Source organism: Niveispirillum cyanobacteriorum, from assembly GCF_002868735.1.
Lineage (GTDB): Bacteria > Pseudomonadota > Alphaproteobacteria > Azospirillales > Azospirillaceae > Niveispirillum > Niveispirillum cyanobacteriorum.
Genome location: NZ_CP025611.1, coordinates 1,181,178 through 1,194,268, shown reverse-complemented (window position 1 = coordinate 1,194,268; position 13,091 = coordinate 1,181,178). Strand labels below are relative to the sequence as shown.

Sequence of the window (13,091 nt, the reverse complement as noted above, 5' to 3'; positions counted from 1 at the left end):
GTCCCAATAGCGGCAACAAATACATGTTCCGGGGACGAAATGATGCGCCGCACCCATACGCTGTGCCTGCTGACCACCGCCTTGCTGACGCAGGCTGCCCTTGCCGACCCCGTGGCGCGGACGGAGGAGGTGATCGTGATCGGAACCGCCGGCGGGCGCGAAGGCGTGCCGTTGGACAGGTTGCCGGCCAGCGGACGCAGCCTGGACGATGCAGAGATGAACAGGCCCGGCACGGTCACCGCGACGGAGGGGCTGCAACGCCGACTGGGCGCGGTGGCCGCCATCGACAGTCTGGGCAATCCCTGGCAGCAGGGGTTGACCCTGCGCGGGTTCACGGCGGCCCCGGCCCTGGGCGAGCCGCAAGGCGTCGTCGTCTATCAGGACGGGATGCGGGTGAATGAGGCGTTTGGCGATGTGGTGCAATGGGACCTGTTGCCTGTGTTCGCCATCCGTCAGGCACAGGTGGTGGCGGGGTCCAACCCGGTTTTCGGCCCGAACAGCCTGGGCGGGGCCGTGATCCTGTCCATGAAGGATGGGTTCGCCTACCAGGGACTGGGCGGGGATATCAGCGCCGGGTCGGATGATTTCCTGTCCATCACGGCAGAGGCCGGGGGCAGCGATGGCGATGTAGGTTACTATCTGGGCCTGTCGAAGGGGCGGGATGATGGCTGGCGCGATTTTTCGCCCAACCGCCTTTCGCGCGCCTATGGCGACGTCCTTTACCGGCCCGATGCAGCGACGGAGTTTGGCGTCTCCCTAACGGCTGCGACGTCGGACCTGACGGGCAATGGCGCGGCACCGGGCGATCTGCTGGCGGAGAACCGGCGCGGGGTGTTCACCCATCCCGATGCCACCGACAGCGACCTTCTGGCGCTGGCTTTCCGTGGGAAGACGGAGGTCGGCGATGGCTGGACCCTGCGCGCTGCCGGTTACTGGCGTCACCTGAAACGGCGCACAGCGAATGGCGACCAGGGGGAGTTTGAGGAATGCGGCACCGGCCTCTGTTTTGAGGAAGGCGACGATCTGGAACCCGTGATTGGGGCCGATGGCCGCCCCGTCACGGGTCTGGAGGACGAGCCGGACGCCGTGTTCAACCGCACCCGGACCCGCACCGACGGTCAGGGGATCAGCCTGCAGGCACGACAGGCAGGCGCGTTGGGCGGCATGGACAATATCCTGATCCTGGGGGCCAGCCTGGAACATGCCCGCACCCGTTATGGCAGCGGGACGGAACTAGGCGAGTTGGATGCGACGCGCGGCGTGGAAAGCCTGGGCATCGCCATCGGCAATGAGGAGTTCAATGTCGGGCTGAAGACCCGGTCCTGGATTGCGGGGGCCAGCCTTTCCGACACGCTGTCCCTGACGCCCGACCTGCATCTGACGGGGGCGCTGCGCCTGACCCATGCCGATCTGCGCCTGCGTGACCAGTTGGGCGATGATCTGGATGGGGATCACACCTACACGGCACTGAACCCCGGTGTCGGGCTGGCCTGGAATGCGGGCGTCGGCACCACGCTTTACGCGGCGGTGAATGAGAGCAACCGTATCCCGACACCGGCGGAACTGTCCTGCGCCGACCCGGAAAAGCCGTGCCGCTTCCCCAATGCCTTCCTGGCTGATCCGCCGTTGGACGATGTGCGCTCGCGGACATGGGAAATGGGCGCGCGGGGGCGTTTGTCTGGAGGTGTGGTGGAGTGGTCGCTGTCGGCCTTTCGCACTGATAACCGTGACGACATCATTTTCATTTCCGCCGGCCCGATTGTGGGCACCGGCTATTTCGACAATGTCGGGCGCACGCGGCGCCAAGGTTTGGAGGCCGGGCTTTCCGGGGAGGCGGGCGCCGTCAGCTGGTTTGCTGATTACGCCCTGGTCAGGGCCAGTTTCCGTACGCCCCTGTCCATCCAGGCCCCGGACAATCCGGAGGCGAACGAGAAAGGGGAGATCGCGGTGCACCGTGGCGACCGCATTCCCGGCATCCCCCTGCACAGCCTGAAGATCGGCGCGGATGTGGCGGTGACGGATGGGCTGATCGTTGGGGCGGAGATGCAATATTCATCCAGCCGCTATCTGCGCGGGGACGAGGCGAACCTGACCGACCCGATCGGCGGCTTTGCCCTGTTCAACCTGTCGGCCCGCTATCAGGTTCTGGACGGTGTGAGCTTGCATGCGCGGGTCGATAATCTGTTCGACCGCCGCTACGCGACCTTCGGCATCTATGGGGAGGCGGATGAGATGGGGTTCGAGGATGCTCGTTTCCTGTCGCCCGGTGCCCCCCGTCGCTTCGTGGGCGGTCTGTCGGCGCGGTTCTGAGGTCACGCCGACAGGGTCCATGGTCAGGGGACGATCACATAATCCGGATTGGCGACGGCAAAGACGGCGTCGCGGTCGGGTGCGGGCGGGTAGATCCAGATCTGGTTGATCTCCTGCTTGATCTTCTTGCCTTCTTCCCGCGTGAAGCGCACCTGCCGGTCCCAGCCCTCGGTATAAAGGGCACCCCAGGGGCCCAGGTCCAGGCATGTGACATATTTCGGCTGGCTGTAGGGGTGGGTGGGAAGGCCCACCAGTTCAGCCGCCGCATTATGGCCGGCGACACGGCCCAGACTCAGCCCATGCTGACAGGTCATGGGGGCGACATTGCCGATATTATCGGTGGCCGCGCGGACCGCGTCGCCGGTGACGAAGATGCCATCGGCGGCGGGTGCCCGCAGGAATGCATCGCCCACCACGCGGCCCAGATTGTCATGGTCGCCCGGCACCTGTGCCGCCAGCGGATGGGCGCGCATGCCGGCGGTCCAGATCACCGTCTGGGCGGGGATACGTTCGCCGTCCGACAGGGTGACGCTGTCGGCGTCGATGGCGGCGACGCGCAGGCCGGCGCGTGGCTCCACCCCGGTTTCCGCCAGGGCTTCGCGGATGACGGGCAGGGGGCCGGTGCCGAATTCCGATCCGATCTCCCGCGCTGTATCGACGATGATGGTGCGGATGGCGGCCTGTTCGCCCAGGATGGCGCGCAGGCGGGTGGGGATTTCGGTGGCGGTTTCCAGGCCCGTGAAGCCGCCGCCGGCGACAACCACTGTGTTGCGGCCCAGGCTTTCGGGCCGGCTGGCCAGCGATTTCAGATGCGCGTCCAGCGCCTGTGCGCCGTCCAGCGTATCGACATTAAAGCCAAACTCTTTCAGGCCTGGAATGGGCGGCGTGAACAGACGGCTGCCTGTGGCCAGCACGAACCGATCATAAGAAAGGGTCTGCGGCGCGCCATCACGGGGCAGGAAGGTCACCTGCTTGTGGTCCGCATCGATGCTGTCGACGATCCCTGGCAGATGCATGACGCCGACGGCGGTCAGCAGGGCGGAGATGTCGGGCGCCATATTCTCCAGCACCGCCTCGTACAGGCGGGGGCGGATGATCAGGTTGGGGGTGGGGGAGATCATGGTGATCGCCACCTCTTCTCCCTTGCCGGCCAGATGCACGGCGCGGGCGGCGGACAGGGCGGCCCAGAGGCCGGCGAAGCCGGAACCGGCGATGATGATCTGCTTGGTCATGGTCTTATCCTCTTGTCGATGGGCATGGGGAACCGTTCCCGCCGGGCGACGGGTCGGGGAAAGATGGACAAAGGGGTGGCGTCGGCGGGCGACTGTCCGCCGCTGGTTTCTCAAATAGAAATGAGGTCAGTCCTGATCGTCACGGGAGGGACGGCCGCCGCGTGCGGTGCGTCCCTGCATGCGGTCCCCAATCCAGGCCTGGATATCGGTGAAGAATTCCTCCGGCGCCTTTGACCCGAAACGCTGGGCCACGTTGCCCAGGGTCTGCGACGCGAGACTGTCGCGCATGGCCTTTTCCGCTTGCATCATGGCGGCATGCACCGCACAGACGCCTGAGGTAGCCCAGCCCGGCGGATTATTGCCGAACACGGCACAGCGGCCCCGGATTTCCTGACAGTCGAACAGGGGCTTGTCCCCTTCGATCGCGTCCACGATCGCCAGGAACGTGATCTCGTTCGCCGGGCGGGCCAGACGGTAGCCGCCCCTGACCCCCTCACTCGCCCTCACGATCCCGGCCTTTTCCAGTTTCTGGAAAATCTTGGCCAGGAAGCTGGGCGAAATACCCTGAAGTTCGGCGAGGTCACGGCTGGACAGGGCCGCATCCTCATTCCCGATCAGCCAGAGCAGGCCGTGTATCCCATATTCAACGCTTACGGTGATGTGTGCCATAACGCGGACTTTATCGATCCGCGTTTGGTGCGTCAAGCGTAAAAACGCAGATAAAGTTAGTCCGCGTTTATTTTTCTGGCGTCACCTTCATTCCGTCGGCGGTCAGGGCTGCGCGCAGTTCCGTGATGAATACCCGTACCTTCTGTGGCAGCAGCCGGTTGGTGGGATAGACGGCCCAGATATTGATGGGTTCCGGCGACGCATCGGCCAGATCGACGCGGACCAGCCGGCCATTGGCGAGGTCTTGCGCCACGTTCCATTCCGACAGAAGGGTGATGCCGCCCCCGGCACGGGCGGCGGCACGGCAGCCCTGGACATTGCTGGCGGTAAAGCGGCTGTTCAGGCGCACATGTTTTTCGGCCCCATCGGCGATGAAGGTCCAATGGCTGATCCCGAACAGGGACAGACAGGAATGCCCAGCCAGATCGGCGGTGGTGGCGGGGTGCCCGTGACGGGCCAGATAATCCGGGCTGGCCACCAGCAGGCGGTGATTATCGGCCAGCTTGCGCGCGATCAGCCCGCTGTCGCGCAGGCGGGCAATGCGGATGGCAAGGTCAGTACCGCTGGCGATCAGGTCGGGCATCGTGTCGGACAGGTCCAGCGCGATGCGCAATTCCGGATGACGGTCCAGCAGGCGCGGCACCAGCGGCGCCACATAGCGGGTGCCGAAGGCCACGGTGGTGGAAACCCGCAGAAGTCCCGTGGCCGCCGCCTTGTCTGACCGCAGGCGGGCCATGGCTTCCGCTTCGCTGTCCAGCAGGGCCTGTGCATAGGGCAGGAAGGTCTCCCCCTCCGGCGTCAGGGATAAGGCACGCGTACTGCGATGCAGAAGCCGCACCCCCAGTTGCGCCTCCAGGCTGGCCAGCCGGCGTGTTGCCGCCATAGGCGTGATGCCCAGCCGTCGTGCCGCCCCAGCCAAACTGCCGGCGCTGACCACATGGGTGAAGACCAGGGCGTCTTGCGTGTCCATTGTAACGATTTCCGTTATACTGGCTTAACGATCCCTCACACTAAAACGAAAACCGTTTCCAGCATAGATGATGTCCGTCGCAGCAATCGGGAAGAGGACCCGGAGATGCAATCGTCCAGTTTCCATCAGCAGACCGTCGCCACCCCCATGGGCAAGGACGCCCTGTTCGGCATGGCAACGGCGGCGGGGCTTGCCGTCGCCAACATCTATTATAATCAGCCCATGCTGGGCCTGATCAGCGCGGAGTTCCAGCGGCAGGGCGGGGCGGGGCCGGTTTCCACTGCCACCCAGCTTGGCTATGCACTGGGCCTGTTCTTTTTGGTGCCGCTGGGTGACATGCTGCCCCGGCGCTGGCTGATCATCGGGCAGTTCATGGCGCTGTCGCTAGCCCTGTCGCTGACGGCGGTGGCGCCATCGCCGCTGCTGCTGTCGCTGTCCTCTCTGCTGGTCGGGGCGATGGCGACAGTGGCACAACAGATCGTGCCGCTGGCCGCCAGCCTGTCCAGCCCGGAACGGCGCGGAGCGACGGTGGGGACCGTGATGGCGGGCCTGCTGTCGGGCATCCTGTTCAGCCGGACCTTGGCCGGGTTCGTCGCGGCACATGCCGGGTGGCGGGAGATGTTCTGGCTTGGTGTGCCGCTCGCGTTGTTCGGTGCGGTGCTGATGGTCCTGGTCCTGCCGGAGGAGGTGGAGACGCGCACGGGACCGCGTCCCCAGTACGCCGCGATCATGCGGTCACTGATTGACCTGTGGCGGCGGGAACAGGTGTTGCGCGCGGCCACGCTGGTGCAGGCCACCCTGTTTGCCTCTTTCACGGTGTTCTGGACGGTTCTGGCCTTCCGGCTGGAAGCGTTTGGGTGGGGGGCGCAGGTCGCGGGCCTGTTCGGGGTGGTGGGTGCGGTCGGCATCCTGGCGGCACCTGTGGCCGGGCGTCTGGCCGACCGGCATGGGGCGCATCCGGCCATCTGGCTGGGTGCCGCTGTAACCCTGGCAGCTTGGGTGCTGTTCGGGATCTGGGCTGGTTTGGCGGCGTTGGTTGTTGGCGTCATTTTGTTGGATTTCGGCATCCAGGGGGCACTGGTGTCGCATCAGCAACAGATTTTTGCCCTGGACCCGGCCGCGCGTAGCCGGATCAACACCCTGTTCATGACGGGCATGTTTCTAGGGGGCGCATTAGGGTCGGCTAGCGCCATCCGCGTCTGGGCGGCCTTTGGCTGGGAAGGAACCTGCCTGTTGGGTGGCGGCTTCGCACTTCTGGGTCTGCTGCTGAAAAGGCGCAAGTGAATCATTAGTGTTGACTCATGATTTAGTCTGTACTAATGATTTTCCATGATCGAAGCCGAAACCATCAACCATATCATGCGCGCGCTGGCGGACCCGACGCGGCGCGGCATGTTCGAGCGGATCGTCACCGAAGGGGAGGTCAGCGTCGTTGATCTGACCCGTGGCAGTGGTGTGACGCAGGGGGCGGTGTCCCAGCATCTTAAGGCCTTGAAACAGGCTGGTCTGGTGCTGGAACGTCCGGAAGGGCGCAAGGTTTATTACCGCGCCCGAGCCGAGGGGTTGGAGCCTCTTTCCGCCTGGATGGACCATTACCGCGCCTTCTGGCGCGACCGCCTGGCCGATCTGCGCACTGTACTGGAGGAAATGGACCCATGAGTGTGAGTATGACCAAGCCCCGCACCCGCGATATCGTGGAGGAGGCGATATTCACCCATCCTCCTGACCGTATCTGGAGCGCACTGACCGATGGTGAGTTGATGGCCAGATGGATGATGCGGCCCACCGGCTTCGCCGCCATTGTCGGACAGAAATTCACCTTTCAGACCACAGCCGCCGGCGCATGGGATGGTACCATCCGTTGTGAGGTGCTGGAGGTCGTGCCAGGGGAGCGGCTGTCCTATGCCTGGCGCGGCGGCGACGCCGGAAATGTTGGATATGGCTCGCTTCTTGACACCATCGTCACCTTCACCCTGATCCCGGTTGCGGTTGGGACGCGGCTGCGTGTCGTCCATGCCGGCTTTGAACTGCCGCGCAACGACACCGCCTTCACCAGCATGGGCGAAGGCTGGAAAAAGGTCGTCCGCCGGCTGGATGACGCCATTTCCTGATAGGAATTAAGGGCGTCGTAATGAGCCCCTTTCATCTGCCTGTCCACCCCTCCCGCGTGACCATGCGCCGGGAAATGCCCTTACTCACCCCCGAAAGGAAGTATGATGCCTGATATCCTGCACCGTATCGGTTTCAAGAATGTCGCCCCCCAGGCGGTCTTTGACGCGCTGGTCACCGCTGACGGTCTGTCGCGATGGTGGACGGAAGGAACGACGGGCCAGGGATCGGCCGTGGGCGACGTCGTGCATTTCCAGTTCGGCGACCGTGGCTTCTTTGACATGAAGGTCGTGGCCGTGGAGATGCCGACGCATCTGCGTTGGCAGGTTGTTGACGGGCCGGCCGAATGGGTCGGCACCCACGTCAACTGGGACCTGCGACAGGAGGGGGATTACACGATCCTGCTGTTCCGGCACGAAGGCTGGAAGGAAGTGGTGGAGTTCATGCACCATTGCAGCACGAAATGGGGTGGTTTCCTGTTGAGCCTGAAGGATCTCCTTGAGGGGCGCACGGCCAGCCCCTGGCCGCGCGATGTGCATATTGATAATTGGTGTGATCAGGTAGCCGCCTGATCAAGTGGCGGCGGCGTGGCTGTGCGTTCGGCCAGCACCGTCGCCATCACCGCGGTCAGGTCGGCGATAGGGCCGCAGCCCTCCCAGGCGTAAAGTGAGATGGCCATGGCGGAAGCTGCCCCCAGCCCTTGATAGGGCCGCACCGAGCGCCCGGCCATGGCGGCCACCGGCAGCAGCGACAGGCCCATGCCGGTGGCGACCGCCACGGCGACGCTGTCCAGCGAACTGCCGGTGAAGGCGATGTACCAGCGGCGTCCCATCCCCTCGATCCGTTCGAACATGGCATCCCGGTAAAGCGCACCGGGTGGAAAGGCAACCAGCGGGATGGGGTCGGGCCAATCGTCACCGGCATCCGCCGCCTGAAACCAGGCCATGGGTTCGGGGAAACTGGCCCGATGGTCGGCCTGTGACGCTGGCTCCTTCACGATGGCAATGTCGAAATCCCCGCCCTGGTACCTGCGCGCAATGTCGCGCGACAGGCCCGTGGTGACGTCCAGTCGCATTTCGCGGTGGCCGGCAGCAAAACGGGCGAAGACCGACATCATGGGCACCGTGGCAATATCCTCTGGCAACCCGATGCGCAGCACCGATGTGCCCACCGGATCAGACAGCATCGCCGCCGCATCCCGCTGTAACGACAGAATGCGCCGGGCGGGCCCCAGCAGCCGTTCCCCCGCCGGGGTGGGGCGGACGGGTCGGGCCGTGCGGTCGATCAGCCCTTGGCCCACCGATTGTTCCAGCCGGCCCAATTGCTGACTGATCGTCGATTGCGTCATGTGCAGGCGGTCGGCGGCAACAGTGAAGCTGCCCGTATCCGCGATGGTGACGAAGGCGCGCAGCAGGCGGGGATCGAACATAGTGGCATCATTCAGATTATGGATGATCTTTATCCATATATCCAATTGGCGCATAATCTGCCACGCGGGTTAGGGTGGAGGCACCTGAGTGCCGGAGTTTCCATCCCATGAAAAAGCTGTTCGCTATCCTTCTGACCGTTCTGGTCCTGGCCCCGCCCGTGCCGGCCACGGGAAAGGGGCAGGGCGATCTGATCATCCGCCATGCCACCATCGTGGATGTGGAGAAGGAACGCCTGATCCCGGATCAGGCGGTGGTGACCGCGGGCGATAAGATCCTGGCCGTGGGTCCGGATGCGGAGATTGCCGGCGAATGGAACACGGCGCGCAGCCTGGATGCCGGAAACCGTTATCTGATCCCCGGCCTGTGGGACATGCATGTGCATTTCGGCGGCGGGCCGGCCCTCATTGCCGAGAACCAGGCGCTGTTGCCGCTTTACGTGGCCCACGGCATCACGACGGTGCGCGATTGTTCGGGCGATCTTCCTTATGACGTGCTGTCCTGGCGGCAGCAGATTGCGGAGGGCAAGCTGTTCGGCCCGACCCTTCTGTCATCAGGTCCGAAGATCGAAGGGATCAAGCCCGTCTGGAAAGGGACGCTGGAGACCGGCAGCGAGGCGGAGGTCGATCAGGCCATCGCCAAATTGAAGGATATGAAGGTCGATTTCGTCAAGATCACCGACAGCACGCTAAAGCCGGAACTGTTCCTTTACGCTGTGAAGCAGGCGCGGGCCGCCGGGTTTAACACGTCGGGCCATATCCCCATGGCCCTGACCTTGGGGCAGGCGGTGGAGGCGGGGCTGAGTTCCGTTGAACATCTGGATTACGCCCTGAATGCGGGGGTGAAGGACGAGGCCGCCATCGCGGCTGATTATGCCGCTGGTCGCATCGACAGGGCAGAGGCGTCGCGCCGTTTGGATCAAGGATATGATCCGGTTTTTGCTATGCAGGGGTTCCGGCACTTGGCGGAGAAGGGCGTGTTCGTGACGCCCACCCTGAACGGGTCGCGCATCATCGCCTATCTGGACCGGGAGGATCATGCCAATGATGAGTACTTGGCTTATATCGGCCCCGGCCTGCGCAAGACATACGAATGGCGAGTGCAGCGGGCGGCAAAGGCAACGCCGGAACAGGTTCAGGCCCGCCATGAACAGTTTGAGGTGACCGCAGCCGTTCTGCCTCTGCTGCGGAAAGCCGGTGTCACCATCATCGGCGGCACCGATGCCGGGTTCCTGAATTCCTTCAACTATCCCGGCATCGGCCTGCATGATGAGCTGGCACTCTATGTCCGCTACGGCCTGACCCCGGCGCAGGCACTGGCCAGTGTCACGCGGGCCGGTCCCGCCTGGTTCGGCAAGCTGGACCGGTACGGGTCGGTCACGGCGGGCAAGGCGGCGGACCTTGTGCTTCTGAATGGCAACCCGCTGGAAGATATCGCCGCCACCCGCGCCATTCACGCCGTCGTGCTACGTGGAAAGTTGCAGGACCGGGGTGACCTGGACAACATGATGTCGGACGCACGGGCCAGGGTGGCGGCGTGGGACAAGGCGGCAGGCGGTTGATTGTGACAATTGTTCGCTAGCCATGCAATTTATGCTGCACTGCGGTCGCGTGGGGCAACGTTGTCACCTATGCCCTTGGATGATCACATAAGGGTCGATTGTGCGGCGCAATGCGCCGGTCCGCAGCCCGGAAGTGAGATCCATGTCCGCCGCCCCTGTCCGTCCCGGCCTTGTGCTGTTTGCACTCGCTATGGGTGGGTTTGCCATTGGCACCACCGAATTCGCGGTGATGAGCCTGCTGCCCTTCTTCGCCCCCGATCTGGGGATTGATGAGCCGACGGCGGGTCATGTCATCAGCGCCTATGCGTTGGGCGTCGTGGTCGGCGCGCCGGTGATTGCCGTGCTGGCAGCGAAGCTGTCACGCAGAACCCTTCTAATCGCCCTGATGGTGGTGTTCGCGTTGGCCAACACGGCCTCCGCCCTGGCCCCGACCTATGAGGCGATGCTGGCCTTCCGGTTCCTGTCCGGTCTGCCGCATGGGGCCTATTTCGGGGTTGCAGCCCTGGTCGCCTCCGGGCTTGTCCCTGTGAACCGGCGGGCGCAGGCGGTGGCGCGTGTCATGCTGGGCCTGACCATTGCCACCATCATCGGCGTGCCGCTGGCTAATGCAATTGGGCAGATGGTGGGCTGGCGCTGGGGCTTTGCCCTGGTTGGTGCGCTGGGCGTTACCACGGTCACGCTGCTGACCCTGTACGCGCCGAAGGACCGGCCCCTGCCGGGGGCCAGCCCCCTGCGGGAACTGAGCGCTCTGGGTCAGCGTCAGGTCTGGCTGACGCTGGGCATCGGGGCGATCGGGTTTGGCGGCATGTTCTGCGTCTATACATACCTCGCCTCCACCATGATGGAGGTGACGGGGGTGGCGCCGGCCATGGTGCCGCTTGCCCTGGCCGTGTTTGGCGTGGGGCTGACGGTAGGCAATCTGGCTGGTGCCTGGGCCGCCGACCGTGCTCTGATGCCGTCGGTCGGCGGCATTCTGTTGTGGAGTGCGGGGTCGCTGGCCCTGTTCACCTTTGCCGTCCATGATCTGTGGTCGGTGATGGTCACGATCTTTATGATCGGCTGCGGCGGTGGCCTGGGCACGGGTTTGCAGACCCGCCTGATGGATGTGGCGCGCGATGCGCAGACGCTGGCCGCCGCCCTGAACCACAGTGCCTTTAACTTCGCCAATGCGCTGGGTCCCTGGCTGGGCGGGCTGGCCATTGCCGGCGGTTATGGTTGGGCCTCCACTGGGTTGGTGGGTTCGGCGCTGGCGCTGGGCGGGTTTGGCGTCTGGGTGCTGGCCGTGCTGGATGACCGGCAGCGGCAACCCGTCGAACAGGGCGCCTGTGGCTGAGCCTTTTTCTACACAGGGTTGGAACCTTTCCCGCGTTGCAGCGTTGGGGAAGGGTGCAACGACCTCATGTGGAAGGAGGAACAAATGGCTTCCGTTAAGGACACCGCCGATAACGTGACCACGGATATCGAAGCGCAGTTGAAGCAATTGCGCGCCGACCTGGCGGCACTGGCCTCCACCGTGGCGGCGGCCGGGTCCGACAAGGCCGACGGCTATAAGGCGCGGGTGGGCGAGATGGCTTCCAACGTCAAGGATGCCTCCGTCACCGCCATCCAGAACCTGCGCGAAGAGCTGAAGGGTCTGGAAGGCAAGATGGAAGCGCATGTGCGTGACCGCCCAGTGCAGTCGGTGGGCATCGCCGTGGCCGCCGGCTTCGCGCTGGCCCTGCTCTGCCGCCGTTAAGCAGCGCACCCGTCATGCTGGAACGGTTCGTCCCGCTGCTGATGCCGCTTCTGTCGCGGGAGATCGGTGATACTGCCCGGCAAGTGGGGCGTGACGGCATCCTCTATGCCGTCATGGCCCTGCTGGGCATCATCGGCTTCGCGCTGGCTGTGGCCGGGGCCATCGTCTGGCTTGGCACCCTGATCGGCACCGGCCCCGCCTTGCTGGCGGTGGCCGGTGCCGTGCTGCTGCCCATACCCGTTATCCTGGGTCTGATGACCCATTGGCGCCGCGTGGAACAGCGGCGGCGGGAGAAGGAACGGGAACAGGACATGCTGGCCAACGCGCTGCGCCTGGGGGCGTCGGTGCTGCTGCCGCTGCTGGTGCGTGCACCGGCGGCGTTCCTGGCCGTTGCGGCGGGGCTGGTGGTGTTCCTGCTGTTCCTGGATGGTGATGAAAAGAAGGCCGACCCCGATCAGGGGCCGGCATAGTCGCGCAGGACCCGCGCCACCCGGATACGGTAATGGCGAAACAGCCCGTCACGACCGGCGGCCTGTGCTGTCCGGTGTCCGGCATGAGTGCGCCACCGGGCCGCCGCCGTTTCATCCGCGAAGAAGGACAGGGACAGATACTTGCCGGGCTGCGTCATGCTTTGGAACCGTTCGACGGAGATGAAGCCGGGAATGGCTTCCAACGCCGGACGCAGGCGGGCCGCGTGCTCCAGATAGGGCTCCATCCCGCCCTCGGCAGGTTCAACCTCGAAAATGACGGCGATCATGCCGCCGCCTCCACTTGACGCAGGAAACTGCGTTCTTCCGACAGAATGAAGCGCTGATCCTGGGCCATCTGGAAATTGGCGACGCCATCCGGATCGGTGCGCAGCCGGTTGCGGTAGGCTTCGTATGCTGCAAGGCTGGGGAAGGAAATCAGGCCGAATGCAACGTCGTTGGTGCCCTCATACGGCAACCAGTAGCCGACCAGATCCCCGCCACAGGCCGGGATGATCCGCAGCCAAGCCTGGGCATAGCGTTCGAAAGCAGCCCGCTGGAACGGGTCGATGCGGTAGCGGATGAAAGCCGTGATGGTCATGGATGTCCCC

15 protein-coding genes are annotated in these 13,091 nt (G+C 64.6%); 9 read left to right on the top strand and 6 right to left on the bottom strand.

What is annotated here, in order from left to right:
- The first annotated feature begins 39 nt into the window (after positions 1-39).
- Positions 40-2,310 carry a TonB-dependent receptor gene (locus tag C0V82_RS05380; protein ID WP_102111435.1) on the top strand — a complete coding sequence of 757 codons (2,271 nt, stop codon included), beginning with the start codon at positions 40-42 and terminating at the stop codon, positions 2,308-2,310.
- Between the two features lie 23 nt (positions 2,311-2,333).
- Here the strand turns inward: C0V82_RS05380 and C0V82_RS05375 are convergent, their stop codons facing one another.
- The 3 genes from C0V82_RS05375 to C0V82_RS05365 form a co-directional block, all read right to left on the bottom strand.
- Positions 2,334-3,542, bottom strand: coding sequence for an NAD(P)/FAD-dependent oxidoreductase (locus C0V82_RS05375; RefSeq protein ID WP_102111434.1), 1,209 nt, complete (start codon positions 3,540-3,542; stop codon positions 2,334-2,336).
- 126 nt (positions 3,543-3,668) lie between these two features.
- A complete protein-coding gene (locus C0V82_RS05370) occupies positions 3,669-4,211 on the bottom strand; it encodes an RrF2 family transcriptional regulator (protein WP_102111433.1) in 543 nt (180 codons plus the stop codon).
- A 67-nt stretch (positions 4,212-4,278) separates the two neighbouring features.
- On the bottom strand, positions 4,279-5,181 hold the full coding sequence (locus tag C0V82_RS05365) for a LysR family transcriptional regulator (protein WP_102111432.1): 903 nt from the start codon (positions 5,179-5,181) through the stop codon (positions 4,279-4,281).
- Positions 5,182-5,286: 105 nt separating this feature from the next.
- Between C0V82_RS05365 and C0V82_RS05360 the strand changes: the two genes are divergently transcribed.
- The 4 genes from C0V82_RS05360 to C0V82_RS05345 all read left to right on the top strand — a co-directional run bounded on the left by C0V82_RS05360 (position 5,287) and on the right by C0V82_RS05345 (position 7,862).
- Positions 5,287-6,465, top strand: a complete 1,179-nt coding sequence (locus tag C0V82_RS05360) for an MFS transporter (RefSeq protein ID WP_102111431.1) — start codon at positions 5,287-5,289, stop codon at positions 6,463-6,465.
- 45 nt (positions 6,466-6,510) lie between these two features.
- Positions 6,511-6,840, top strand: a complete 330-nt coding sequence (locus C0V82_RS05355; RefSeq protein ID WP_188595074.1) for an ArsR/SmtB family transcription factor — start codon at positions 6,511-6,513, stop codon at positions 6,838-6,840.
- The gene (locus C0V82_RS05350) at positions 6,837-7,292 is read left to right on the top strand and encodes an SRPBCC family protein (protein WP_102111430.1); all 456 of its coding nucleotides are present in this window, start codon (positions 6,837-6,839) and stop codon (positions 7,290-7,292) included. The genes C0V82_RS05355 and C0V82_RS05350 overlap by 4 nt, the downstream gene beginning before the upstream one ends.
- Before the next feature lie 102 nt (positions 7,293-7,394).
- On the top strand, positions 7,395-7,862 hold the full coding sequence (locus C0V82_RS05345; protein ID WP_199772476.1) for an SRPBCC family protein: 468 nt from the start codon (positions 7,395-7,397) through the stop codon (positions 7,860-7,862).
- On the opposite strand, the gene C0V82_RS05340 is transcribed toward C0V82_RS05345, so the two are convergent.
- Positions 7,847-8,719: a LysR family transcriptional regulator gene (locus C0V82_RS05340; protein ID WP_102113264.1), complete on the bottom strand. Its 873-nt coding sequence runs from the start codon at positions 8,717-8,719 to the stop codon at positions 7,847-7,849. The two genes, C0V82_RS05345 and C0V82_RS05340, sit on opposite strands and share 16 nt — an antisense overlap.
- Positions 8,720-8,826: 107 nt before the next feature.
- On the opposite strand from C0V82_RS05340, the gene C0V82_RS05335 reads away from it, so the two are divergent.
- The 4 genes from C0V82_RS05335 (at position 8,827) to C0V82_RS05320 (ending at position 12,483) form a co-directional block, all read left to right on the top strand.
- Complete coding sequence (locus tag C0V82_RS05335) at positions 8,827-10,278, top strand: amidohydrolase family protein (RefSeq protein WP_102111429.1); 1,452 nt, start codon at positions 8,827-8,829, stop codon at positions 10,276-10,278.
- Between the two features lie 142 nt (positions 10,279-10,420).
- On the top strand, positions 10,421-11,611 hold the full coding sequence (locus C0V82_RS05330) for an MFS transporter (RefSeq protein ID WP_102111428.1): 1,191 nt from the start codon (positions 10,421-10,423) through the stop codon (positions 11,609-11,611).
- Positions 11,612-11,695: 84 nt separating this feature from the next.
- Complete coding sequence (locus C0V82_RS05325) at positions 11,696-12,013, top strand: ElaB/YgaM/YqjD family protein (RefSeq protein ID WP_158659740.1); 318 nt, start codon at positions 11,696-11,698, stop codon at positions 12,011-12,013.
- A 14-nt stretch (positions 12,014-12,027) separates the two neighbouring features.
- A complete protein-coding gene (locus C0V82_RS05320) occupies positions 12,028-12,483 on the top strand; it encodes a hypothetical protein (protein WP_102111426.1) in 456 nt (151 codons plus the stop codon).
- Here the strand turns inward: C0V82_RS05320 and C0V82_RS05315 are convergent.
- Positions 12,468-12,770 (bottom strand): antibiotic biosynthesis monooxygenase family protein, encoded by a 303-nt coding sequence (locus C0V82_RS05315; RefSeq protein ID WP_102111425.1) that lies wholly within the window; start codon positions 12,768-12,770, stop codon positions 12,468-12,470. The genes C0V82_RS05320 and C0V82_RS05315 overlap by 16 nt on opposite strands.
- Positions 12,767-13,081, bottom strand: coding sequence for an NIPSNAP family protein (locus C0V82_RS05310; protein ID WP_102111424.1), 315 nt, complete (start codon positions 13,079-13,081; stop codon positions 12,767-12,769). Before C0V82_RS05310 ends, C0V82_RS05315 begins: the two co-directional genes overlap by 4 nt.
- Positions 13,082-13,091 lie beyond the last annotated feature (10 nt).

What these genes read in the sequence shown, in the direction of transcription:
- C0V82_RS05380 (WP_102111435.1), top strand. Translation starts at nt 40, where the DNA reads ATGATGCGCCGCACCCATACGCTGTGCCTGCTGACCACCGCCTTGCTG.
- C0V82_RS05375 (WP_102111434.1), bottom strand. Translation starts at nt 3,542, where the DNA reads ATGACCAAGCAGATCATCATCGCCGGTTCCGGCTTCGCCGGCCTCTGG.
- C0V82_RS05370 (WP_102111433.1), bottom strand. Translation starts at nt 4,211, where the DNA reads ATGGCACACATCACCGTAAGCGTTGAATATGGGATACACGGCCTGCTC.
- C0V82_RS05365 (WP_102111432.1), bottom strand. Translation starts at nt 5,181, where the DNA reads ATGGACACGCAAGACGCCCTGGTCTTCACCCATGTGGTCAGCGCCGGC.
- C0V82_RS05360 (WP_102111431.1), top strand. Translation starts at nt 5,287, where the DNA reads ATGCAATCGTCCAGTTTCCATCAGCAGACCGTCGCCACCCCCATGGGC.
- C0V82_RS05355 (WP_188595074.1), top strand. Translation starts at nt 6,511, where the DNA reads ATGATCGAAGCCGAAACCATCAACCATATCATGCGCGCGCTGGCGGAC.
- C0V82_RS05350 (WP_102111430.1), top strand. Translation starts at nt 6,837, where the DNA reads ATGAGTGTGAGTATGACCAAGCCCCGCACCCGCGATATCGTGGAGGAG.
- C0V82_RS05345 (WP_199772476.1), top strand. Translation starts at nt 7,395, where the DNA reads ATGATGCCTGATATCCTGCACCGTATCGGTTTCAAGAATGTCGCCCCC.
- C0V82_RS05340 (WP_102113264.1), bottom strand. Translation starts at nt 8,719, where the DNA reads ATGTTCGATCCCCGCCTGCTGCGCGCCTTCGTCACCATCGCGGATACG.
- C0V82_RS05335 (WP_102111429.1), top strand. Translation starts at nt 8,827, where the DNA reads ATGAAAAAGCTGTTCGCTATCCTTCTGACCGTTCTGGTCCTGGCCCCG.
- C0V82_RS05330 (WP_102111428.1), top strand. Translation starts at nt 10,421, where the DNA reads ATGTCCGCCGCCCCTGTCCGTCCCGGCCTTGTGCTGTTTGCACTCGCT.
- C0V82_RS05325 (WP_158659740.1), top strand. Translation starts at nt 11,696, where the DNA reads ATGGCTTCCGTTAAGGACACCGCCGATAACGTGACCACGGATATCGAA.
- C0V82_RS05320 (WP_102111426.1), top strand. Translation starts at nt 12,028, where the DNA reads ATGCTGGAACGGTTCGTCCCGCTGCTGATGCCGCTTCTGTCGCGGGAG.
- C0V82_RS05315 (WP_102111425.1), bottom strand. Translation starts at nt 12,770, where the DNA reads ATGATCGCCGTCATTTTCGAGGTTGAACCTGCCGAGGGCGGGATGGAG.
- C0V82_RS05310 (WP_102111424.1), bottom strand. Translation starts at nt 13,081, where the DNA reads ATGACCATCACGGCTTTCATCCGCTACCGCATCGACCCGTTCCAGCGG.